This window comes from Oceanicola sp. S124 (assembly GCF_000220565.1).
GTDB lineage: Bacteria > Pseudomonadota > Alphaproteobacteria > Rhodobacterales > Rhodobacteraceae > Pseudooceanicola.
Genome location: NZ_AFPM01000311.1, coordinates 1 through 21,162, shown reverse-complemented (window position 1 = coordinate 21,162; position 21,162 = coordinate 1). Strand labels below are relative to the sequence as shown.

The following is a 21,162-nucleotide window of genomic DNA, read 5'->3' as shown; positions in this document are numbered from 1 at the left end:
GGCGGTGTGTGTAGCGGCAGAACTCATGCCTCAGCCCTCCCAAGAAGACCGGCGGGACGCACCAGCAGCACGCCGATGACCAGCGCGAAGGTCACGATGTCGGCAGCCGAGGCGCTGACGAAGGACGAGGTGAAGCTTTCGATCAGCCCCAGCAGGATCGCCGCGAGGGCCGCGCCCGGGATCGACCCGAGACCGCCGAGAATGACCACGATGAAGGCTTTCAGCAGCGGCGTCGCGCCGATGAAGGGCGACACCCCGAAGAGCGGCGCCATCAGGCCACCTGCCACCGCGGCCAGCGCGATACCCAGGCCAAGGCCCAGCGGATACATGATTTCCAGCCGCACCCCGAAGACCGCGGCGACCTCCTGGTCCTGGACCAGGGCGCGCAGCGCCCGCCCGTGCCGGGTGTGCATCAGGAACAGGTAGAAGATCAGCAGGATCACGAGGCCGATGCCAAGGGCGAGGGCCCGCGACTTGGGCACGATCAGCGCGCCCCATTTGAAAACGCCGGAGACCATCGCCGGGAAGGCCTGCGGATCGGGCCCGAAAAGGATCAGCGCCCCGTGCTGAAGGATCATCGCCAACCCGAGCGAGGCAATCATCCCCGACAGCTCGTCATTGCGGAAGGGGCGGAAGACCAGGCGCTCGACCACCGCGCCCATGAGGATGGCAAAAACGATGGTCAGCGCCAGGGTCACCGGATAGGGCAGCCCCAGCCAGGTCACGCCGATCAGCGCACAGAAGGCGCCGATCATGTAGAATTCGCCATGCGCGAAATTGACGATGCGCATGACGCCGAAGGCCAGCGTGAAGCCGATCGCCATCAGAAGGTAGAGGGTTCCCAGGATCACGCCGTTGATCAGCGACTGGGCGATGAGGAAGCTCACGGTAGCCGGTCCTTGTACATGAGGGGGCCGCGCACCTTGTCGGCGCGCGGCAACAGGATGCTTATTCGCAGCCCGTAGAGGTGCAGCGGGCGACGATCTCTTCCTGACCGCCGGTCACCCGGGCGATGTAGAAGGGGCTGTCGAGCTGGTGGGCGATCCCGTAGCGCTCGCCCCCCGTCCAGTTCATCGTGCCGAGGATGCCCTCGTAGTCCGAGATGTTCTCGTAGGCGGTCTTCACCGCCTCGGTATCCTCGACCGTGCCGGCGTCCTGCATTGCCTGGAACAGCATCTTCGTGCCGTCGTAGAAGAAGGGCGAGAAGCCGTTCATCGGCTCGTTGTAGGTCTCGACGTAGCGTTCTTCGTAGGCCTTGGCGCTGGCCAGGCCGGGGTCGAAGGCCGAGTGGACGAACATCCCCTCGGTTGCGGCCTCACCGGCGACGTTGACGATCTCCTGGGTGGCAGGGCCGCCGGTGCGGATGATCACGCCTTCGAAGCCCAGATCCCGGGCCTGCTGCACAATCTGCCCGGCCGTGACCGGAGAGTTGCCGTCCAGCTCGATCGCATCCACGCCCTGGGCGATGATGCGGGTCAGCAGCGGGATGAAGTCGACGCGGTCACGCTCGAAGAACTCGGTAGCGGTCAGGGTCGCGCCGGCCTGCTCGTAGGCGCCGGCCAGGTCCTTCGCGATGGCCTCGCCGGTCTCATCCTTGGGGAAGAGCGCCCCGACGGTCTTCACATCCTGGGTGCGCACGATCCAGTCGATCTGCGGCTGGGCCACCTCTGCCGTGGTCGGATTGGGGCGGAAGGTATATTGCTTGTCCGCCCCAAGCGCCTGGGCGGTGAAACCCAGCGTCATGGTGATGACACCGTTTTCCTCGGTGATCGGCTGGATCGCCAGGATCGGCGCCGAGCCGACGGTGCCGATGATGTACTTGACCTTGTCCTCGAAGACGAGGCGGTTGGCGGCGGTCACCGCCTCGTTGGCCTTGTAGCTGTCGTCATAGGCGATGATCTCGACCTGGTAGCTGGTGCCCCCGACCTCGAGGCCACCGGCCGCGTTGACATCTTCGGCGGCCAGCTCGGCCGCGCGCTTCATGCCGTTGCCCCAGCTCGCGCCAGCGCCGGACATGGTGACAAGGGCCCCGATCTTCAGGGTCTCCTGCGCCATGGCGCCCGTCGCCACCATCGCGAGGGCCGAAGCCGCCGCGAGAATTGCCTTACGTTTCATGTCTATTCTCCTCCCGTTTCTCTTCACGTTTCGTGGTTCGCCCCGGCGCCCTGCGCCGAGGGAACCGGCCCCGATATCTCTTCCAGGATAGGGGTCAGGCTGCGGGCGAACTGCCCGTAGTTCTCGCTCATCGGAAAATGGCCCAGCCGTTCCATCACCACCGCCCGGCAACCGGGGATGGCTTCCGCGGTGGCGATCATGTCCTCCGGGCGGCAGGAGAAATCGTATTCCCCCGCCATCAGCCAGAGCGGACAGCGTGCGGTGTCGATCCGCGCGATGGTGTCGCGCAGGTCTCCGTCGACGCGGTAGAACCAGAGGTCACCCTTGAAGACCCCCGGGCCGCCCTGCATGTAGTGCCAAAGGGTCTCGTGCCGGTCCGCCGCGGGGCCGCCCGGCGCAATCAGGCCGGAAATCAGTGCGGCGCAGACCTCTCCGCCATGTACGTCGGGACGGTGCAGCCAGTCGGTGTCGTACCAGGGATCCTGCCATGCGGCGCCCTGGGCTCCGATCAGCCCCCGAAACCTTTCGGGATGATCGGCGGCCAGCTGAAGCACGATGCGGCCCCCGATCGAACATCCAAGGACCACCGGGCGGTCAAGTTCGAGCGCCGCGCAGACATCCAGGATCATCCCCACGTAGGCCTCGGTGCTCAGGCGGTATTCCTCGTCCTGCCAGCCTTCGGGCGGGCTGGACTTGCCATGCCAGGGCATGTCGAAGGCGATGACGCGGAAACGCGACGTGACGGACTCGTCCAGCAGCAGGTCGCGATACTGCCGACCGTCGGACCCGGCGGTGTGCAGGCAGAGCAGCGGAATGCCCTGCCCCGCTTCCTCGACATAGAGACGATGCGGCCTGCCGCCGATGTCCAGGCGCAGGTAGCGTCCGGTGACGGGATCGAAGCGCGGGCTCATGTCGCGGCCCTCGGCAGGGCAAGGATGTCCTTCACCACCTGCAGGTGACGCATGAGCGGCGCGAAGTTGCCCTCGATCCGCATCCGCCCGTGGCGAACCATGCCCAGGATGTCAAAGGCATCCGGCGCCGGCACGGCCTGCCAGTGATCGGCCCAGGCCTCGGGCGCGGCACGCAGGGCGATATCCCAGCCCCGCATCGGACCCTCAGCTGGAAGCACCGTCACTTGCCCCTTCTCAAGCTGCAGACGCACCGCTTGGGAGCCGGCTTCCAGCAACAGGACGATCCCGGCGCGATCCGCCCGCCAAGCGATCTCGGGATGCCCGCTGAAGAGCACCGGAAAACGCATGAACGTGTCGATTATTTGGTTGGTCATGCTCGCACCACTGTTGCGTCTAACAGAACTAATGGTCTATTGAGTAGCGAGTCACAGATCGAGATTGCAAGATGAATCTTCCAGAAAGTCGGATAATTGCGGCGATCACGTCTTCCCACGCAGACACACCCCGCCCCAAAACAGAACACATCTACCATTTCCAGGGAGCTCCCCGACATGACTGACACGGCAGGCACGCCGCTTCTCTCGGTCGATGACGTCACGCGCATCGCCCAGGGCCTGGACCGCCCGGAATCAGTTCACGTCGCCGGCGACGGTGGCCTGGTCGTCTCGCACCGGGCGCGCGGGATCAGCCGGATCTCTCGCGATGGTCAGGTCGACACGCAGGGCCCCACGCCTGCGATGGCCAACGGCGCCGAACTGGTGCCCAACGGCATCGCGCCGCAGCCTGACGGCAGCGTGCTGATCGCTAATATCGGAGAGGGTGGCGGCATCTGGCGCCTCGGAGCGGACCAGAGCCTGACCTGCGAAGTCATGGAGGCCGAGGGCGTCCCCCTTGCAGCGGCGAACTTCGTCATGACCGACGACGCCGGACGAATGTGGATCACCGTCAGCACCATCCAGCAACCGCGCTTCAACGCCTATTCCGACAAGATCGCTGACGGGTTGCTCGTGCTGGTCGAGAACGGCACGGCGCGAATCCTGGCGGATGACATCTGCTTTGCCAACGAATGCCGGCTGACACCGGATGGCGCCGGGCTTGTCATCTCCGAGACCTTCTCGCGCCGGATCACACGTTTCGACCTCGGGCCCGACGGGCTGAGCAATCGCCGCACCATGGTGCAATTCGGACGGGGAGACTTCCCCGACGGGATCCGCTTCGACAGTGGCGGGCATCTGTGGGTCACCTGCATCGTCTCGAACCGGCTGTGGCGCGTTGCGCCGGACGGTCGGGCGCAGCTGGTTCTGGAGGACTGCGATCCGGAGCTGGTCGATCGGGTCGAGAGCGCCCTGGCCGAGGGCCGAATGGGCCGGGAGCACTTCTACGATACCGGCCGGAGCCGCCTCGGCAATATCGCCTCCATCGCCTTTTCCCGGGACGAAACGCGCGCCTTCCTCGGTTCGCTTTGCGGCACCTCGATCCTGTCCATTCCCGTTCCCCAAGGAGAGCAAGCATGACCCCCAACAACACCTCCTCTGCCCAGGCTGCGACCCTCGGCTTTGCCGGTCTCGGCGTGATGGGCGAACCGATCTGCCGCAACATCCTGCTCAAGTCCGGCGCGAAGATGCAGGTTTTCGATCTCTCCCCTGCCCCGGTTGCCCGCCTGGTCGAGCATGGTGCCACCGCGGCGCAGAGCCTCGCCGCGATGGCAGCAGAGGTGGACATCCTGTTCCTGTCGCTGCCCGGCGGCGCCCAGGTCGAGAAGGTCGTTCGCGACGAAATCCTGCCGGCTGGCAAGGCCGGGCTTCTGGTCGTGGACATGTCCACCTCTCCGGTCGGCCTGTCGCGGGACCTCTCCGATGCGTTGCGGGAAAAGGGGATGCGCTTTGCCGATGCCCCGGTTGCCCGCACCCGGCAGGCAGCCGAGGACGGCACCCTGTCGATCATGGTCGGCGGCTCGGACGAGGACGTCGCGGTCATCCAGCCGCTTCTGGCCCATGCGGCAACCGACATCACCCATTGCGGGCCCGTGGGATGCGGACAGGTGGTGAAGATTCTCAACAACATGGTGCTGTTCGAGACCGTGGTGGCCCTGTCCGAAGCGCTCAACCTCGGGCGCGCAGCGGGGGTCGATGACGCCCTGCTGTTCGACACGCTGGCCAAGGGCTCGGCCGACAGCTTCGCCCTGCGCAACCATGGCATGAAGGCCATGCTGCCCGATGTCTTCCCGACTGGCGCCTTCCCGACCGACTATGCCCTGAAGGACGTCAGCTACGCGCTTGAACTGGCCAGCCTGACCGGGTTCCGGGCCCATGGCGCCGAACTGGCCAGGGAACGGATGGAGAAGGCACGAGCAGCGGGGCTGGGTGATGCCTATTTCCCGGCCCTGGCCCGTGTGATGGATCGCGCGTGATGGCGGTCTGGGATGTCCTGGTGGCCGGGGGCGGCAACGCCGCCCTCTGCGCCGCAATCGCCGCCCGGCGCGCCGGGCGCAGCGTCCTGGTGCTTGAGAAGGCGCCTAAGTTCTATCGCGGCGGCAACACCCGGCACACGCGAAACATGCGCTGTGCCCATGACACGGCCACAGGCACGCTGACCGGCCCCTATACCGGCGACGAGTTCATGGAGGACCTGCTGCGGGTCACCTCGGGCAATACCGACGAGGCGCTGTCGCGCATGATGATCGACCGCTCCTACGAGATGCTGGACTGGATCCAGCAGCAGGGCGTGCGCTTCCAGCCCTCTCTGGGCGGCACTCTCAGCCTCGGGCGAACCAACTCGTTCTTCCTCGGTGGCGGCCGTTCGATGCTGAACGCGCTCTACCGCACCGCCGAAGGGCTGGGCGTCGAGATCCGCTACGAGCACGAGGTGACCGAGGTCGAGATCGACGGCCCAAGCTTCCGCGCTGCGACCGTGACGACCCCTGCGGGCACGACCTGGATCGAGGCCCGCAGCCTGATCGCCGCAAGCGGAGGCTTTCAGGCGGATATCGACTGGCTGAAGCAGGGCTGGGGAGACCGGGCCGAGAACTTCCTGATCCGGGGCACGCCCTACAACAAGGGTAGCCTGACCCGTGCGCTGATCGACAGTGGCGTTCGGCAGATCGGCGACGCCACCCAGTGTCACGCCGTGGCCATCGACGCCCGGGCGCCGCAGTTCGACGGTGGCATCATTACCCGGCTCGACTGCGTGGTCTTCGGCATCGTGGTCAACAAGCACGCCAAGCGTTTCTACGACGAAGGCGAGGACATCTGGCCGAAGCGCTATGCCATCTGGGGGCGCCTGGTGGCCGATCAGCCCGACCAGATCGCCTGGATCCTCTTCGACGCTCCCAACCTGGAGAAATTCATGCCTTCCCTCTTCCCGCCGGTCGAGGCCGGCAGCATCGCCGAGCTTGCGCAGAAGCTCTCGCTCGATCCGGCGCAACTGGTCGAGACCGTCGAGACCTTCAACGCATCCGTCATTGGCGGCAAGCCCTTCAATCACGTCGAGCCTGACGGCAACCGCACCGAAGGTCTGTCGCCCGAAAAGAGCAACTGGGCGCAGCGCATCGAGACCGCGCCGTTCTACGCCTACCCCGTGCGGCCCGGGATCACCTTCACCTACCTCGGCGTCCGCGTCGATGACCGCGCCCGCATGGTGATGCAGGATGGCCAACCGGCCGAGAACATGTTCGCCGCCGGAGAGATCATGGCCGGCAACGTGCTGGGCCAAGGCTACGCCGCCGGCATCGGCATGACCATCGGAGCCGTCTTCGGACGTCTGGCCGGAGAAGGAGCCGCCACCCATGTCGCATAGCACCCCCGCCCTGACCGAGGCCGACCGACTGATGACGGTCTGCAATTCCTGCCGCTACTGCGAGGGCCTTTGCGCCGTCTTTCCGGCGATGGAGCTGAAGCGATCCTTCAGCGACGGCGACCTGAACCACCTCGCCAACCTGTGCCACAACTGCGGCGCCTGCTACCATGACTGCCAGTTCACCCCGCCGCATGAGTTCGCGGTCAACGTACCCGGCACGCTGGCGCAGGTCCGCGCCGAAAGCTACGCCCACTATGCCTGGCCAAAGGCTGCCAGACCGCTCTTCGCCCGCCACGGCACGGCGCTTGCCATCGGCATGACGCTGGTCACCGCGCTGTTCATCCTCGGCCTCGTGGCTGCGAACGAGCCCGGTGCGCTGCTGACGGCGCATCTGGACGATGCCAGATTCTACGCCTTGTTGCCGCATGAGGCGATGGTCGCCCTCTTCGGCGCTGCGTTCCTGTGGATGCTGCTTGCCGTGTTCATGGGCGCCCGGGCCTTCTGGCGCGACACCGGCACCCCGCAGACGGAACTCAGAGATCACACCCAGGCAACTCTCGATGCGGCGCGCCTGCGCTATCTCGACGGTGGCGGAATGGGGTGCTTCAACGAGGACGATCAGCCCACCGACCGACGGCGGCTTTGGCACCACTTCACCTTCTATGGCTTTCTGCTCTGCCTCGGGGCGACCTCACTGGCGACCGTCTACCATTACGTCTTCGGCTGGGAAGCGCCCTACACATGGCACAGCGGCCCGGCGCTTCTGGGGATCGCAGGCGGCATCGGCCTTGTCATCGGCCCCCTGGGCTTGCTGAGCGCGAAGCGGGCCCGCATGCAGGAGCTGGGCGCCGTCGGCTTCCGCGGTATGGAGGTTGGCTTCATCCTGATGCTGCTGATCACCGGTGCGAGCGGCCTTGCCCTGAGGGTTTTGGGCGAGACGGCCTTGCTTGGCCCCCTGCTGGCTCTGCATCTGGGTGCGGTGCTCACCTTCTTTCTGAGCATGCCCTACGGAAAATTCGTCCACGGGCTCTATCGGTATCTCGCGCTCTCCCGCCATGCCCGCGATATGCGGATCGCCCTGGCACCAAAGCGCTAGGGTCAGGATGCATTGGTTTTCAAGGCACTGCCGTGATTCATAGCCCGGACAACGGAGCGGTGACATGAGCGACCTTTGCTGGCTGACCGACGAGCAGATGGCCAAGCTTTCCCCATCCTTCCCCAGGTTCCACGGCAAGCGTGGGGGCGACGACAAACGGGGCTTGAGCGGGATTGTCTTCATCAATCGCAATGGCTTGCGCTGGCGCGACGCGCCTGAAGCCTACGGACCGCACAAGAGGCTGTGCAGCCGGTGGAAGCGCTGGAGCGCAAAAGGCATCCTCGCCAGCATGATGGTCGGCCTGGCTGCAGGACACCGCAAAGAGAAAACCGTGGTGAACCCCTCTCGGGACATCACGTGCCGTTATGCCCTGCCGGGCAGCGATGCGAGCTCATGTTCGCGCGCCTCAAGTACCGGAGGCGCGTGGCAATCCGCCATGACCGCTGTCCAAAGGTCTTTCTCTCAGCCATCGCTCTCGCGGCAACCGTCATCTGCTGGTCATGACTCCTGACCCTGACGAAGAAGGCGTCCACGATACACGGGGCTATTCAGCCCATAGGCTGGGGATGGAAAGCGAAGTCCGCAAGGAATTTTGGTGTGTTGTGACTTCGCGCCGAAGCGCAAAGTCTGATGTCCCATGTTACCTGAGTCGGTTCCGGCTATCCACGAGCTTGGTCTCGAAGACTTCTGCAGGCGTTCTGCAGCCCAGGCAGTTGCGGGGTGCAGCGTTGAGGCGTTGGCAAATCGTCTCCAAAGACAGACCTATCTGCGCCGTCGGTTCGGTCGAGCGGCACAGGAACTTGCGAAGACGGTTGTTGGTCTTGTCGACTGTGCCTTTGTGCCAGGGCGCCTGCGGATCGCAGAGCCAGCTGTCCGCGCCGATCCCACCCTTAAGCCTTTGCCATGCCGAGCGCTCGGTTGCCGAGGGCAAGGCGGAGAACCCCTGGATGGGGGTTCGATGATCGACTTCAATCGTCGGTCCTCTTTGCGCAGCACGACGGGATAGCAGCTACTCTTGCCGCTCATCGAGACCTGGAAGCCGTTCTGGCGCAGGGTCTTCTGATAGTCGTGCAAAGCAAATGGCTGCCGCGATCCGTGTGGTGAATGCACCCTCTGCGCGCAGCAAAGAGAAAGGCCGGCCAAGGCCGGCCTTCTTCCGTGTTGTCTCAGGCAATCAGCCGTCGCATTGCGCGCGCTCTACCAGCCCGTCTTCGCGTTGAAGATAGGCGTTCTTGACCACGACCATGGCGTCGGCCGAGGGCAGGAAATGCGTTTCGGTCGAGGCGCCGAAGGTGCCCAGCATGTTCGGGATCGAGGCCGAGTTCTCTTCGATCCACTTGGCCACGGTCGCGCCGTCGGTGGTGCCGGCCGCTTCCATCGCATGGGCGACGATCCAGGGCTCGACATAATAGGGCGCGATGCCCGAGGGGCCACCGACCGAGGCGATATCCGGATAGGCTTCCGTCGCCGCCGCCGCGAATTTCGCAAAGGCGCTTTCTCCGACCGCATCGCCGGGGCAATAGGTCATGCCCGAGAACTGCACCGACAGCACGTTGTCGAAGACTTCCTCGCCAAGGTCGTTGGCGATGCCCACGGCATAGTTCGACACGGTCAGGCTGCCCAGCACCGGAACATCCCAGCCGATCTCGTCGCGGTTCTGCAGGAAGCGGCGGGTGTCATCCACCAGCGAGTTGATCAGCAGGACCGCATCGGCACCGGCCTTGCGCAGCGAAAACAGCTGCGGGGTCATGTCCTCGGTGCGGAAGGCGAATTCCTGCACCGCGACCAGCGGTGTGCCCAGCTCTTCCATATAGGCCGCGATCTCGGCCGCGGCAGCTTGCGACATGCCGCCGTTGTCCGTGATCAGAGCAATCTGCTCGGCGCCCAGAACCTCGACCGCGTACTTGATGTTCGCGATCATCTGGTTCAGCCCGGTGGGCGAGTTCGAGAAGTGATAGGGCGCGGCTTCCGGCGTGAGAGTCGCCGAGGCGGCGGTGGTGATCTGCAGGATGCCGGCTTCGCCCGTCACCGTGGTCACGGGGATCGTCTCCTGCGAGGTGACCGGGCCGACCAGCGCCTCTATGCCGACATTGTCGATCAGACGGCGGGCTTCGCTGACGCCATGAGTCGGGTCGGTTTCACTGTCCGCGATGGTAAGTTCAACCTGGCGGCCCATGATTCCGCCCGCTTCGTTGATTTCCTTGACGGCAAGTTCCCAGCCCATGGTCGCTGTGGTGCCGATGGCAGCGCCGCCGCCGGTGATTGACACGATAGCGCCCAATTGCAGAGGGCCGTCCCCCTCTGCAACTGCCGCGCCGGCGCCAAGCGCCGTCATCGCGATGATCATGGCGGTTTCGCGTCCGAAATGCTTCCGTTTGGTCATCTGAAGTTCTCCTCTCCTCCCAGAATTCAGACCTGATAGTTACAGCACCTGACCTGTGCGCGTCGTCCGATCAGACGATTACCGAAAAAGAAGACCGCCCCACTGGCTTCTGTCTGAGACGCCGTGGCCCAGATATGCGGTGTGACGCGCCACTGAATTCCTGTCTCAAACCTCACCGGTTCTTGTCGATTGCGACAAGCGCAAAGGACTCGGTCGCTGGCTCGTCCAAACAGACGATTGCGCGGACCTCCCTTCGATTAGTGTCTCCAACGTCGGGGTGCCGGTAGTGGTCGTGTCGAGGAAACGGGCCCGAGTACTCCTCTCGGAATCGGTCGTCGTCTGCGAAGGCTCGCTGGAGCGGGAGGACGCAGCGCTTCTGCACAAGTCCGCTACGACGGGCCGCAACCGAGGGGGGGGCGACACGGTCCAGCACCGTGCGAGGTCGGCCGGCTTTGCTTTCGAGAACCGAATCAGATGACGAGAAAAAAGAAGTATGAAGGAACATTCTATGAATGAGGTTGTCATAGCATCAGCCGTTCGCACGGCGATCGGCGCATTCGGCGGCTCGTTGAAGGAGTTCACCCCAACTGACCTCGGTGTCGCAACGGCAAAGGCGGCGATCGCCAAGGCCGGGATTGCAGCCGACGACATCGACCAGGCCTTCTATGGCAACGTAATCCACACCGAGCCGGCAGACATGTACGTGGCCCGCACCATCGCGCTTGGCGCCGGCGTTGGCGTTCGGGCTCCCGCCGTCACTGTCAACCGGCTTTGCGGTTCCGGATTGCAGGCCTTGGTGTCCGCCTTCCAGTCACTCACGCTAGGCGACGCAGATATGGCCCTGGCCGGCGGTACCGAATGCATGAGCCGCGCCGGCTACCTCCTGCCCAGCCTACGCTGGGGAAGGAAAATGGGCGACGCCAATATGATCGACATGATGACTGCTGTGCTTACCGATCCGTTCGGCAACGGCCACATGGGCGAGACGGCCGAAAACGTTGCAGAGAAATACAGCATCAGTCGCGAAGAGCAGGATGCCTTCGCCGTCGAGAGCCATCGCCGCGCCGCAAAGGCGACCAAGGCGGGTTTGTTCGAAGAGCAGATTGTGCCCCTGGCGATCAGGGGCCGAGAAAACGATGCGCTGTTCAAGACCGACGAGCACATCCGCCTCAATGCAAGCCTCTCGGACATGGCGAAGCTGCGCCCAGTGTTTCGCAAGAACGGCCGAGTTACCGCCGGCAACGCATCTGGCATCAATGACGGGGCGTCTTCTCTTGTGATGATGACGGCGGAAGCGGCGGAGAAACGGGGTGTGAACCCGATGGCCCGGATCGTTTCCTACGGCCATTCCGGGGTGCAGCCGGCACTCATGGGCATCGGCCCGGTGTCGGCGATGCAGATTGCCCTGAAGAAGGCCGGTCTGGCTGTGGATGACCTGGACGTGATTGAGTCGAACGAGGCCTTTGCGGCACAGGCTTGCGCGGTGGCGAGAGAACTGGGTCTCGATCCGGTGAAGGTCAATCCCAACGGTGGTGCCGTGGCCATGGGCCATCCCATTGGCGCAAGCGGCGCAATCATCACGACGAAGCTTCTGCATGAACTTCTCCGCATTGGCGGACGCTACGGTGCAGCCACCATGTGCATCGGCGGAGGGCAGGGAGTGGCGCTTATTGTCGAGAATATCCAGGCCGGTCGATGAGTGCCGGTCCGGTCAGTTCAGGAGTTGGCAAGAGAGGGTGGGCCGCATCGATGGATGGCAGTGCGTGCTCGGCGTTTAGAAACGAACTCGGAGCACGCACCATTTCGGTCGAAGGGTCAGGAAGTGTGCCTCCGGGGCCGTTTGTACTGCCGATGAATTGTCCAAGCTGCGGGACTTCGGCGCTCCCGGCACGCCTGAAGACACCGACAATCGAGTTGGAGCCATGCACGGGAACACTGGGGCCAAACATGATGCATCTGCGGGTATCGGAGTTTTCGACCCGCGCGACGCAGAGACCCCGACCAGCTCCAACCATCTGAACCAAGGCGAGTTGGGGCGACTTCCCGAAATCAGATCCCTCGCGCGGCGCAAACTCGTGCGCGTCCGTGAAGCCGTAGATGCGTTTCAATCGCTCGCCTTCACACAGTTGGAAGCCCTAGAGCAGGGCGGCGCCGCGCGGATCGTGTTCCTGGTATCTGTTGCGCAAAGAGAGAGAACAGAATGAAGATCATTGTACCTGTAAAGCGCGTGATCGACTACAACGTGAAGGTCCGTGTCAAAGCGGATGGCAGCGGCGTCGATCTTGCCAATGTCAAAATGTCGATGAACCCTTTCGACGAGATTGCCGTCGAGGAAGCCATCCGCCTCAAGGAGGCCGGCAAGGCCTCCGAAGTGATCGTGGTGTCGATCGGCGTCAGGCAGAGCCAAGAGACTTTGCGCACCGCGCTGGCCATGGGGGCTGACCGCGCCGTCTTGGTGACTGCAGCCGAGGATGTTCACACCGACATCGAACCGCTCGCGGTCGCCAAGATCCTTGCAGCCATCGTCAAGGAAGAAGAGCCGGGCCTCGTGATTTGCGGCAAGCAGGCCATCGACAACGACCTGAACGCCACCGGCCAGATGCTGGCCGCGCTCACCGGTTTCGCGCAAGCGACCAACGCCAACAGCCTCGAGGTCGAGGAAGGTTCGGCAACCGTGGCCCGTGAAGTCGATGGCGGTTTACAGACCATCAAGGTGACCCTGCCTGCCATCATCACCACAGACCTGCGCCTCAACGAGCCGCGCTACGCGTCGCTGCCCAACATCATGAAGGCAAAGAAGAAGCCACTGGCAGAGATGACGCCCGAGGACTTCGGCGTCGAGGTTTCACCGCGTCTCGAAGTGGTCTCCACCACCGAGCCCCCAGAACGTGCCGCCGGCGTTCTGGTCAGCTCGGTTGACGAACTTGTTGCGAAACTGAATGAAGCAGGGGTGCTCTGATGGCTGTTCTTCTTCTTGCCGAAATCACCGCAGGCCGCCTTTCCATGGACGCCACCGCCAAGGCTGTTACCGCCGCCTCCAGCCTCGGTGATGTGACCGTCCTGGCCGTGGGTGCCACCGTCAGGGACGCGGCAGGCGAAGCCGCCACCATCCAGGGCGTTTCAAAGGTGCTCGTGGCCGAGGACGCGATCTACGGCCACCGCCTTGCGGAACCAACCGCGGCGTTGATCGTCAGCCTCGCCGGTGACTACAGCCACATCGTCGCCCCGGCGACCACCGATGCCAAGAACATCCTACCCCGTGTTGCCGCGATTCTTGATGTGATGGTCCTCACCGACGTGACCGCCGTTGTCGATGTCGACACGTTCGAGCGTCCGATCTACGCGGGCAACGCGATTCAGACCTTGAGGTCCAGGGATGCGACCAAGGTTATTACCTTCCGCACCTCGACCTTCACCGCGGCCGCCACAGGTGGCTCCGCCGCGCTTGAGGACATCGGCGCAGCCGAGAACCCCGGCCTGTCAGAATGGGTGTCGGACAAGGTTGCCGAAAGCGACCGTCCCGAACTGACGACCGCCAAGATCGTCGTTTCCGGTGGCCGCGGTGTCGGGTCGGAAGAGGACTTCAAAATCATCGAAGCGCTGGCCGACAAGCTGGGTGCCGCCGTGGGTGCGTCGCGCGCCGCAGTCGATTCAGGCTTCGCCCCAAACGACTGGCAAGTGGGACAGACCGGCAAGGTCGTCGCCCCCGAGCTCTACATCGCCGTCGGTATCTCTGGCGCGATCCAACACCTTGCGGGGATGAAGGATTCGAAGGTCATTGTCGCCATCAACAAGGACGAGGAAGCACCGATCTTCCAGGTCGCCGACTACGGACTTGTGGTCGATCTCTTTGAGGCCGTGCCGGAACTCATGGACAGGCTCAAGCTCGACTGAACATTGCATAAACCCGATCCGCCAACAAAGAAGGCCCCGGAGCAATCCGGGGCCTTTTCCTCACGCCGTGCAGGGAGCGAGGTCCGCAGCGCGATCCCACTGAGGGAGGACTCAGTAAAGGGTTTCCAGCTGCGCCTTGTCGAAGCCGCGCCCGGTTTCGGGACAGCCCCTTTGAAGCAGCTGCGGCCAGTTGGGATCGGCCAGCACCGCGCGACCGACCGCCAGAAGGTCGATCTCGCCACGCGAGAGCGGCCCTTCGAGTGCGTCTAGAGACGCGGCGGCCGAGGTCTTGATCCCCGCCTGTTCCAGGCCGACGCCGCCCACGGTGATGGTCGGAAGGCCTGTCAGGTCCTTGACCCAGCCCGACATGATCCGGTCGGGATGCTGGTCGGGGAAGGCCGGTTCCCAGAACCGGCGGGTCGAGCTGTGCAGGATCGACAGGCCCGCATCCGCGATCGGGCCCAGGATCTCGCCCAGAATCTCGGGGGTCTCGGCCAGCTTGACGGTGTAATCCTGCTGTTTCCACTGCGACCAGCGCATCGAGATGGGGAAATCCGGCCCGGTGGCTGCCCGGCAGGCCGCGATTACGGCACAGGCGAAACGGGTGCGCTCGACATGGTCGCCGCCCCACTTGTCGCTGCGCCGGTTGGTGCGGCTCCAGAGGAACTCGTCGATCAGATAGCCGTGCGCGCCATGCAGTTCGATCCCGTCGAACCCGAGGCGCTTGGCGTCGGCGGCGGCCTTGGCATAGGCGGAGATCACGTCCTCGATATCGCGTTCGGTCATGGCCACGGTGGGCGCATCTCCGGCGGCGGCCGCATTGGTGTTCACCGACGGACCCATGCCCGGGACCGAGGGATCAGGCGCCATGCCCGGCTGCCGGAAACTGCCGACATGCCAAAGCTGGGGCATCATCTTGCCCCCCGCCGCATGGACGGTGTCGATCACGGCCTTCCAGCCATCGAGCGCCGCACCATGGAACCGTGGAACGCCGTCGTAACATTCCGAGGCCGGGTGATCGATATAGGTCGCTTCGGACAGGATCAGGCCGATCCCGCCCTCCACCCGGCGGCGGTAATACTCCGCCACCTCTGCATGGGGGATGCCATCGGCGCAGAAATAGCGGCTCATCGGCGCCATTACGAGACGATTGGGCAGGTCCATCCCGGCAACGCGGGTCGGTTCGAACAGGACGGATAGATCAACGGACACGGATTTTCCCCACTTCATTGCCCTTGCGCATGGTTTCGATGAACCCTTCGAGAGGTGCCGGATCGGCCACGGCGGGCGCATCATTCGGCCCCGCATCCACGCCCGACCAGAAGGCGGCCCATGACGGGAACAGCTTGTGGAAATTGCCCTCGTAGGGTTCTCGTCCGGGCCAGCGCATCTTGCGCTGCCCGATCGGCGGCTTGTTCAGATCGGTGGCGTACCAGTAGAGCGGCTGACGGCTGCGGAAATACCAGCGCCCGTCGATCCGTTCATAGCGGTCGTGATACATCATCTGCATGATGACCCATTCGGCGCCGGTTTCGTGTTCGTTCTTGGAATAGACGATGCCGACGGCGTTTTCGCTGTCGAGAAACTCGATGATCTGGCCGCCAATATGGTGCGAGGTGCCGTCGAATTGTTGGCTGAGGGTTTCGGTGAACCATGCCTTGAGCGCGGCGCGGCCGCTTTTGCCGCCGCCGGCGCGCACATCTTCGGGGAACAGGCCCACCATCGCATCCATGTCGCGCATGTCGAGCGCCAACGCGTATTTGGCCGGCAACTGGCGAATCTCTTCGCGGCTCTCGATACGGTCGAGCCGGGCGAGGATATCCGCCTGCGTGCTCTCGGGGGTGTCAGTCATCCGCAATGTCCTTTTCTTGTGACCAGCCGAGCAGCGCCTGCGCAGCCGCCTGACCATCCAGCAGTTCGGCGCGCCGAGACCTGGCACGCCAGCCTTCGGCGGTGCGTTCGAACACCCAGCGGTTCGCGCTGAGACGGTCGATGCGCCAGCCCCCGGCAGGATCCTTGAGCACGACCATGGAATAGCCATGGGCCGTCGCCCGGTCGCCCGTCACCGTGATCTTGTGCGGCGACAGCACATGGCCGACGCCCTGTTCCACATAGCCGCGATGTTGGTCGAATTCGGTCAGGCCGGCGATCTGCGCCTGCCCGTCCAGCGCCCATTGGCTGCCGATCTCATAGCGCCCGTCCCGGTCCCAGATCGCCGCCGCCCCGGCGCCGTCGAGCGAATCCACCGCAGGGCCATAGCCCGCGATGAGGTCCGCGATCTGCTGCCGGTCTTCGAGCGCTGTCAGGCGTTCGGCGAGTAAGGTGATGCGATCCGTCAAAGGGGGCCTGTCCTCGTGCTGCTCAACTATCGCCTCGCACGGCTGGACGGCATTCGGCATCCTCAGTTCGGACGATGTTGCTGCTGCGGCAAGATGGCACTTCGTGGGATAAATCTTCAAGGGAGATGACCGCCGGCATGAACGACGAAATCGAGATGATCCGTGACGCAGTGGCCCGTTTTCTGGAAACCTCCGGCGGGCTGGATCCGGCGCGCAAGGCGCATGACGGGTCTTATGATGCCGGGCTGTGGACGGCGCTGCAGGACAATCTTCAGCTGGCCGGGCTGACCCTGCCCGAAGCGGCGGGAGGCCTTGATATGGGGCTGAGCGCGCTGGTGCCGGTCGCCGCCGAGCTGGGCCGGGTGCTGGCGCCCCTGCCCTTCGTCTCGACACTGGGCGTGGCGGCCGCCGTCCTGTCAGGCGCCGAGGATGCGGCCGGGCTTCTGGACGCGATCTCCGAGGGCCGCACGCGCGTCGCGCTGGCCAATTGGGATGCCAAGACGGTGACCGCCACGACCGGGGCGGATGGCTGGCGCCTGAACGGCGATTGCGGCCTGATCCCGGATGGCGGTGCGGTGGACAAACTTCTGGTGCTGGCGCGCGACGAAGACGGCGTGGCGGTTTTCGTGCTGCCGGCCGCGGCCGCCCAGCCGGTCGAAAGCTTCGACCCGACCCAGCCAGCCGCACGGCTTGCGCTGTCGGGCACGCCGGCCAAGGCGCGGATCGCGATTTCGGTCACCGCGCTGGAGCAGGCACTGGCCGAGGCTCGCGTGGCCCTTGCGGCCGAGGCCGCCGGCGCGGCGCGCGGGGTCTTCGACCTGACCCGTGCCTATATCGACGAACGCAAGCAATTCGGTCGCTCCATCGCCTCGTTTCAGGCGATCAAGCACCGGATCGCGGCGCTTTTCGTCAAGCTGAACGCACTGGATGCGCTGGTGGCGGGCGCGGCCGAGGCGCTGGATGCGGGCGACCCGATCGGGCGGGGCGAGGCGCTGACGGCATGGGCGACGGCGCGCGAGCTGCAGTCGGAGATCGCCGCCGAGGCGATCCAGCTGCATGGCGGCGTGGGCGCGACATGGGAATATCCGCCGCATATGTTCTTCAAGCGCGCCCGCGCGCAGGCCCAGCTTGCCGGGCGCAGCGGCACGGCCTTTGCCTCGGTCGGCACGGACCTTCTGGAGGGTCGCCTCTCGGCGGTCCCCGAGGTGGCCGACACGCCGTTCCGCCGCGAGGTGCGCGACTGGCTGGGCAGCCATCTGACCGGGCGTTTCGAGGCGATCATCGACCGCGGCCACGCGGGTGACGGTGACACCGAGGTGGCCCTGCGCAAGGAATGGGAACGCGAGATGGCCAGGGGGGGCTGGGTCGGCATGGGCCTGCCGGTCAGTGTCGGCGGGCGCGGACTGAGCGTCGCGGATCAGGTTGCCTTTCACGAGGAATACGCCCGCGTCGGCGGTCCCGGGCATATGGGCCATATCGGAGAGGGGCTGGTCGCTCCGACCCTGCTGGCCCATGGCAGCGAGGATCAGAAGGCGCGGTTCCTGCCCGGCATCCTGAAGGGCGAGACCTTCTGGGCACAGGGCTATTCCGAACCCGGGGCCGGGTCAGACCTGGCCGCCGTGCGCACCCGCGCCCGGCGATGCCCCGAGACCGGCGACTGGCTGGTCAGCGGCCAGAAGACATGGACCTCTCTGGCCCATGTCTCGGACTGGATCTTCGTTCTGGCCCGCGCCGAAGAGGGATCGGTCGGGCGCAAGGGGCTGATCTTCCTGCTGATGCCGCTGGACCAGCCGGGGATAGAATGCCGTCAGATCCGCCAGATCAACGGCGGCGCCGAATTCAACGAAGTCTTCTTCGACGAGGCCCGCGCCAAGGCCTGCGATGCGATCGGTGACGTGGGCGACGGCTGGACGGTGGCGATGTCGCTGCTGGGGTTCGAGCGGGGGATTTCCACCCTCGGTCAGCAGATGACCTTTGCCCGCGAACTGGATCATGTGATCGAGGTCGCCCGTGAAGGCGGCGACGGCCCGGCGCTGGCCGAACGGCTGGGCCGCGCGTGGTCCGAGCTGCGGGCGATGCGCCACGGGGCGCTGAGGATGTTGCAGGCGCAGGCCGACAACAGCGCCGGGGCGGAAATCCTCGGCTACAAGCTGGAATGGTCGGAATGGCACCGCGCGCTTGGCGATCTGGCGATGGATGCGCTCGGGGCGCAGGCCCTGGGCTGGTCGGAGGATCCGATGCGCCAGCGGCTGCAGCATCTCTACCTCTTCTCCCGGGCCGACACGATCTATGGCGGCACCTCGGAAATCCAGCTGAACATCATCGCCGAACAGGGGCTGGGGATGCCGCGCGAACCGCGTGGCGGCAAATGATCCGCCCCCGCGACCCTGCGACACTGGCCGACACCGAGGCGCTCGGGCGGCTGGTCGCGGCCTATTCGCGTGCCGTGGACCGGCGCGACATGGCCGCGCTTGCCGCGCTTTACCTGCCCGAAGGCACCGACACTCACGGCAAGGACTTCTCCGGCGGGGTGGCCGATTACATCGCCTATGTCACGCGCGCCCTGTCGGCCTATGAGGCAACGGCGCATTACGTGATGCAGACCCGGTTCGAGATCGACGGCGACACGGCCGAGGGCGAGGTTCACAAGCTGAACTATCACCGCACCCACGGCCCCGATGCGCAGCATGTGATCACCGGATCGCGCAGCCTAGACCATTACGCCCGCCGCAACGGCGCGTGGTTTTTCCGCGCCCGCCACGTGGTGACCGACTGGGTGGACCGGCGCCCCGCCGCGGCCAGCGACTGGGACGACCCGGCTGCGGGGGCCGAACGCGGCCAGCCCGGGCCGGGGGACGCAAGCTATCGCCTCTTGACCCGCATCGCTGCGGATCGGGGCCATGACCAGATATGACACGGGAGTGAGATGATGGAGTTTCAGGACAAGGCAGTGGCCATTACCGGCGCCGCGCATGGGATCGGACGGGCCATCGCGCTGGCCTTCGCCGCCGAGGGGGCCGATCTGGCGATCTTCGACATCGACGCTGAGGCCCTGGAGGAAACCGCAGGGCTGGCCCGGGCCATGGGGCGCAAGGTGCATACCGGCGTCGGCGACTTTCGCAAGCTTGAGGTCATCACCGCCAGTTTTGCCGCCGCACGAGAGGCGCTTGGCACGCCGGATGTGCTGATCAACAACCTGGGCCAGACCGCCCGCGAACAGACCACGGCCTTTTCCGAGGCCCCCCATGACGTGCTGGATTTCGTGCTCGATATCTCGTTGCGCGCGGCCGTGCATTGCACCCGCGAAGTTGTGGGGGGAATGAAGGCGCGCGGCTCGGGCCGGATCGTGTCGATCTCCTCGGACAGCGCTCTGAACGGTGATCTGGGCTGTGTCGACTATGCCGCCGCCAAATCGGGCGTGCTGGGCTTCACCCGTGGCCTCGCCCGTGAGATCGCGCCCTTCGGCATGACCGCCAATGCGGTCTGCCCCGGTCCGACCAATACCCGCGCCATGCAGCGCATCCCGCGCGACAGCTTTGAACGGGCCCGCGACGCAGTGCCGATGAAGGCGATCTGCGACCCCGAGGACATCGCCCACGCGGTGCTGTTCCTTGCCTCGGACAAGGCGCGTTACATCACCGGGCAGACCCTGCCGGTGAACGGCGGGCGGGTGTTCAATTGAGTGCCGCGCTGAAAACCCCGCTGACCGATCTGCTGGGCTGCCGCGCACCGGTGGTGCAGACCGCCATGGGCTGGGTCGCCGAACCGCAGCTGGTCGCCGCCACCACCCGCGCGGGGGGCTTCGGCTTTCTGGCCGGGGCCACCATCGCCCCCGGCGAGGTCGAGGCCAAGATCCGCGCCGTGGAAGAGGCCTGCGACGGTCCCTTCGGTGTCAATTTCCACATGTTCCAGCCCAATGCGGACGAGATCATCTCGTCGATCCTCGCCCATGCGGGGCGCATCCGGGCGGTCAGCTATGGCCGGGGTCCCGATGCCCGCACCATTGCCCGTTTCAAGGAGGCGGGCATCCTGTGCATGCCCACCGTGGGCGCGGTGAAACATGCGGTGAAGGCGGTCGAACTGGGTGCTGACATCATCACCGTGCAGGGGGGCGAGGGCGGCGGGCATACCGGCTCGGTACCGACCTCGCTGCTGCTGCCCCAGGTGCTGGACGCAGTGGACGTGCCGGTGGTCGCCGCCGGGGGCTTTCACGACGGGCGTGGGCTGGCCGCGGCACTTGCCTGGGGTGCGGCCGGGATCGCCATGGGCACGCGGTTCCTGCTGACCACGGAAAGTCCGGTGGCGCGCGATACGCTTGAGGTCTACCTGCGCACCGGCAATCCCGATGTGATCAAGGTGACCCGCGCAGTCGACGGCCTGCCGCAACGCTTCATCGACAACCCAGAGTTGCAACGCCTCGAAGGCATGAGCGGGCTGGCCCGGCTGGCCGCCGGGATGAAGCACGGCCTGTCCTATGGGCGCCAGAACAAGATGTCGCTGACCGATATGGTCAGGCTGCTTTGGCGCGCGGCGCGGGCCGACGACAGCTCCTTTGCCGCGACCGTGCTGGCGCCCAACCTGCCGACGCTGGTGCAGCGCGGTCTGGTCGAGGGCAACAGCCAGACCGGG

General features: G+C 65.3%; 19 protein-coding genes and 2 pseudogenes. 12 read left to right on the top strand and 9 right to left on the bottom strand.

The annotated features are described in order from the left end of the window. Positions 1 to 23: 23 nt before the first annotated feature. The 4 genes from OS124_RS0121205 to OS124_RS0121190 form a co-directional block, all read right to left on the bottom strand. Entirely contained in the window at positions 24 to 887 is an 864-nt protein-coding gene (locus tag OS124_RS0121205; protein WP_010142002.1) for a branched-chain amino acid ABC transporter permease, read from the bottom strand. Between the two features lie 61 nt (positions 888 to 948). Further along, a complete protein-coding gene (locus OS124_RS0121200) occupies positions 949 to 2,115 on the bottom strand; it encodes an ABC transporter substrate-binding protein (protein ID WP_010142001.1) in 1,167 nt (388 codons plus the stop codon). A gap of 23 nt (positions 2,116 to 2,138) precedes the next feature. Next, positions 2,139 to 3,026, bottom strand: a complete 888-nt coding sequence (locus OS124_RS25530; protein WP_010142000.1) for an alpha/beta fold hydrolase — start codon at positions 3,024 to 3,026, stop codon at positions 2,139 to 2,141. Beyond that, positions 3,023 to 3,400 (bottom strand): hypothetical protein, encoded by a 378-nt coding sequence (locus tag OS124_RS0121190; protein ID WP_010141999.1) that lies wholly within the window; start codon positions 3,398 to 3,400, stop codon positions 3,023 to 3,025. Before OS124_RS0121190 ends, OS124_RS25530 begins: the two co-directional genes overlap by 4 nt. A gap of 177 nt (positions 3,401 to 3,577) precedes the next feature. On the opposite strand from OS124_RS0121190, the gene OS124_RS27115 reads away from it, so the two are divergent. From OS124_RS27115 to OS124_RS26710, 5 genes and pseudogenes are all read left to right on the top strand, one after another. Continuing rightward, on the top strand, positions 3,578 to 4,540 hold the full coding sequence (locus tag OS124_RS27115; RefSeq protein ID WP_010141998.1) for an SMP-30/gluconolactonase/LRE family protein: 963 nt from the start codon (positions 3,578 to 3,580) through the stop codon (positions 4,538 to 4,540). Continuing rightward, the gene (locus OS124_RS0121180; protein ID WP_010141997.1) at positions 4,537 to 5,436 is read left to right on the top strand and encodes an NAD(P)-dependent oxidoreductase; all 900 of its coding nucleotides are present in this window, start codon (positions 4,537 to 4,539) and stop codon (positions 5,434 to 5,436) included. Before OS124_RS27115 ends, OS124_RS0121180 begins: the two co-directional genes overlap by 4 nt. Beyond that, positions 5,436 to 6,821, top strand: coding sequence for an FAD-dependent tricarballylate dehydrogenase TcuA (gene tcuA, locus OS124_RS0121175; RefSeq protein WP_010141996.1), 1,386 nt, complete (start codon positions 5,436 to 5,438; stop codon positions 6,819 to 6,821). Before OS124_RS0121180 ends, tcuA begins: the two co-directional genes overlap by 1 nt. After that, positions 6,811 to 7,917: a tricarballylate utilization 4Fe-4S protein TcuB gene (gene tcuB, locus OS124_RS0121170; RefSeq protein ID WP_010141994.1), complete on the top strand. Its 1,107-nt coding sequence runs from the start codon at positions 6,811 to 6,813 to the stop codon at positions 7,915 to 7,917. Before tcuA ends, tcuB begins: the two co-directional genes overlap by 11 nt. A gap of 64 nt (positions 7,918 to 7,981) precedes the next feature. Then, positions 7,982 to 8,421 (top strand): annotated as a pseudogene (locus OS124_RS26710) (transposase). 139 nt (positions 8,422 to 8,560) lie between these two features. Here OS124_RS26710 and OS124_RS28390 read toward each other — a convergent pair. Both OS124_RS28390 and OS124_RS0121165 read right to left on the bottom strand, forming a co-directional pair. After that, positions 8,561 to 9,032 (bottom strand): annotated as a pseudogene (locus OS124_RS28390) (hypothetical protein); the annotation flags it as partial. A gap of 59 nt (positions 9,033 to 9,091) precedes the next feature. Then, positions 9,092 to 10,300, bottom strand: a complete 1,209-nt coding sequence (locus tag OS124_RS0121165) for an ABC transporter substrate-binding protein (RefSeq protein ID WP_010141992.1) — start codon at positions 10,298 to 10,300, stop codon at positions 9,092 to 9,094. 508 nt (positions 10,301 to 10,808) lie between these two features. Between OS124_RS0121165 and bktB the strand changes: the two genes are divergently transcribed. The 3 genes from bktB to OS124_RS0121150 all read left to right on the top strand — a co-directional run bounded on the left by bktB (position 10,809) and on the right by OS124_RS0121150 (position 14,194). Then, positions 10,809 to 11,999, top strand: coding sequence for a beta-ketothiolase BktB (gene bktB, locus OS124_RS0121160; protein WP_029375632.1), 1,191 nt, complete (start codon positions 10,809 to 10,811; stop codon positions 11,997 to 11,999). A 501-nt stretch (positions 12,000 to 12,500) separates the two neighbouring features. Then, positions 12,501 to 13,259, top strand: coding sequence for an electron transfer flavoprotein subunit beta/FixA family protein (locus OS124_RS0121155; RefSeq protein ID WP_010141990.1), 759 nt, complete (start codon positions 12,501 to 12,503; stop codon positions 13,257 to 13,259). After that, on the top strand, positions 13,259 to 14,194 hold the full coding sequence (locus OS124_RS0121150; RefSeq protein WP_010141989.1) for an electron transfer flavoprotein subunit alpha/FixB family protein: 936 nt from the start codon (positions 13,259 to 13,261) through the stop codon (positions 14,192 to 14,194). Before OS124_RS0121155 ends, OS124_RS0121150 begins: the two co-directional genes overlap by 1 nt. A 111-nt stretch (positions 14,195 to 14,305) precedes the next feature. Here the strand turns inward: OS124_RS0121150 and OS124_RS0121145 are convergent, their stop codons facing one another. The 3 genes from OS124_RS0121145 to OS124_RS25525 are packed head-to-tail and all read right to left on the bottom strand — an operon-like array spanning position 14,306 to position 16,533. Further along, positions 14,306 to 15,406 (bottom strand): NADH:flavin oxidoreductase, encoded by a 1,101-nt coding sequence (locus OS124_RS0121145; RefSeq protein ID WP_029375631.1) that lies wholly within the window; start codon positions 15,404 to 15,406, stop codon positions 14,306 to 14,308. Further along, on the bottom strand, positions 15,396 to 16,046 hold the full coding sequence (locus OS124_RS0121140; RefSeq protein ID WP_010141987.1) for a nuclear transport factor 2 family protein: 651 nt from the start codon (positions 16,044 to 16,046) through the stop codon (positions 15,396 to 15,398). Before OS124_RS0121140 ends, OS124_RS0121145 begins: the two co-directional genes overlap by 11 nt. Then, complete coding sequence (locus OS124_RS25525; protein ID WP_010141986.1) at positions 16,039 to 16,533, bottom strand: nuclear transport factor 2 family protein; 495 nt, start codon at positions 16,531 to 16,533, stop codon at positions 16,039 to 16,041. Before OS124_RS25525 ends, OS124_RS0121140 begins: the two co-directional genes overlap by 8 nt. A gap of 137 nt (positions 16,534 to 16,670) precedes the next feature. Between OS124_RS25525 and OS124_RS26705 the strand changes: the two genes are divergently transcribed. The 4 genes from OS124_RS26705 to OS124_RS0121115 form a co-directional block, all read left to right on the top strand. Further along, positions 16,671 to 18,905, top strand: coding sequence for an acyl-CoA dehydrogenase (locus OS124_RS26705; RefSeq protein ID WP_202799081.1), 2,235 nt, complete (start codon positions 16,671 to 16,673; stop codon positions 18,903 to 18,905). Beyond that, positions 18,902 to 19,447, top strand: a complete 546-nt coding sequence (locus OS124_RS0121125; protein WP_010141984.1) for a nuclear transport factor 2 family protein — start codon at positions 18,902 to 18,904, stop codon at positions 19,445 to 19,447. The genes OS124_RS26705 and OS124_RS0121125 overlap by 4 nt, the downstream gene beginning before the upstream one ends. 15 nt (positions 19,448 to 19,462) lie before the next feature. Then, the gene (locus OS124_RS0121120) at positions 19,463 to 20,215 is read left to right on the top strand and encodes an SDR family NAD(P)-dependent oxidoreductase (RefSeq protein ID WP_237708150.1); all 753 of its coding nucleotides are present in this window, start codon (positions 19,463 to 19,465) and stop codon (positions 20,213 to 20,215) included. After that, a partial coding sequence (locus tag OS124_RS0121115; protein WP_010141982.1) for an NAD(P)H-dependent flavin oxidoreductase occupies positions 20,212 to 21,162 on the top strand: 951 nt, incomplete at its 3' end. The genes OS124_RS0121120 and OS124_RS0121115, both read left to right, overlap by 4 nt.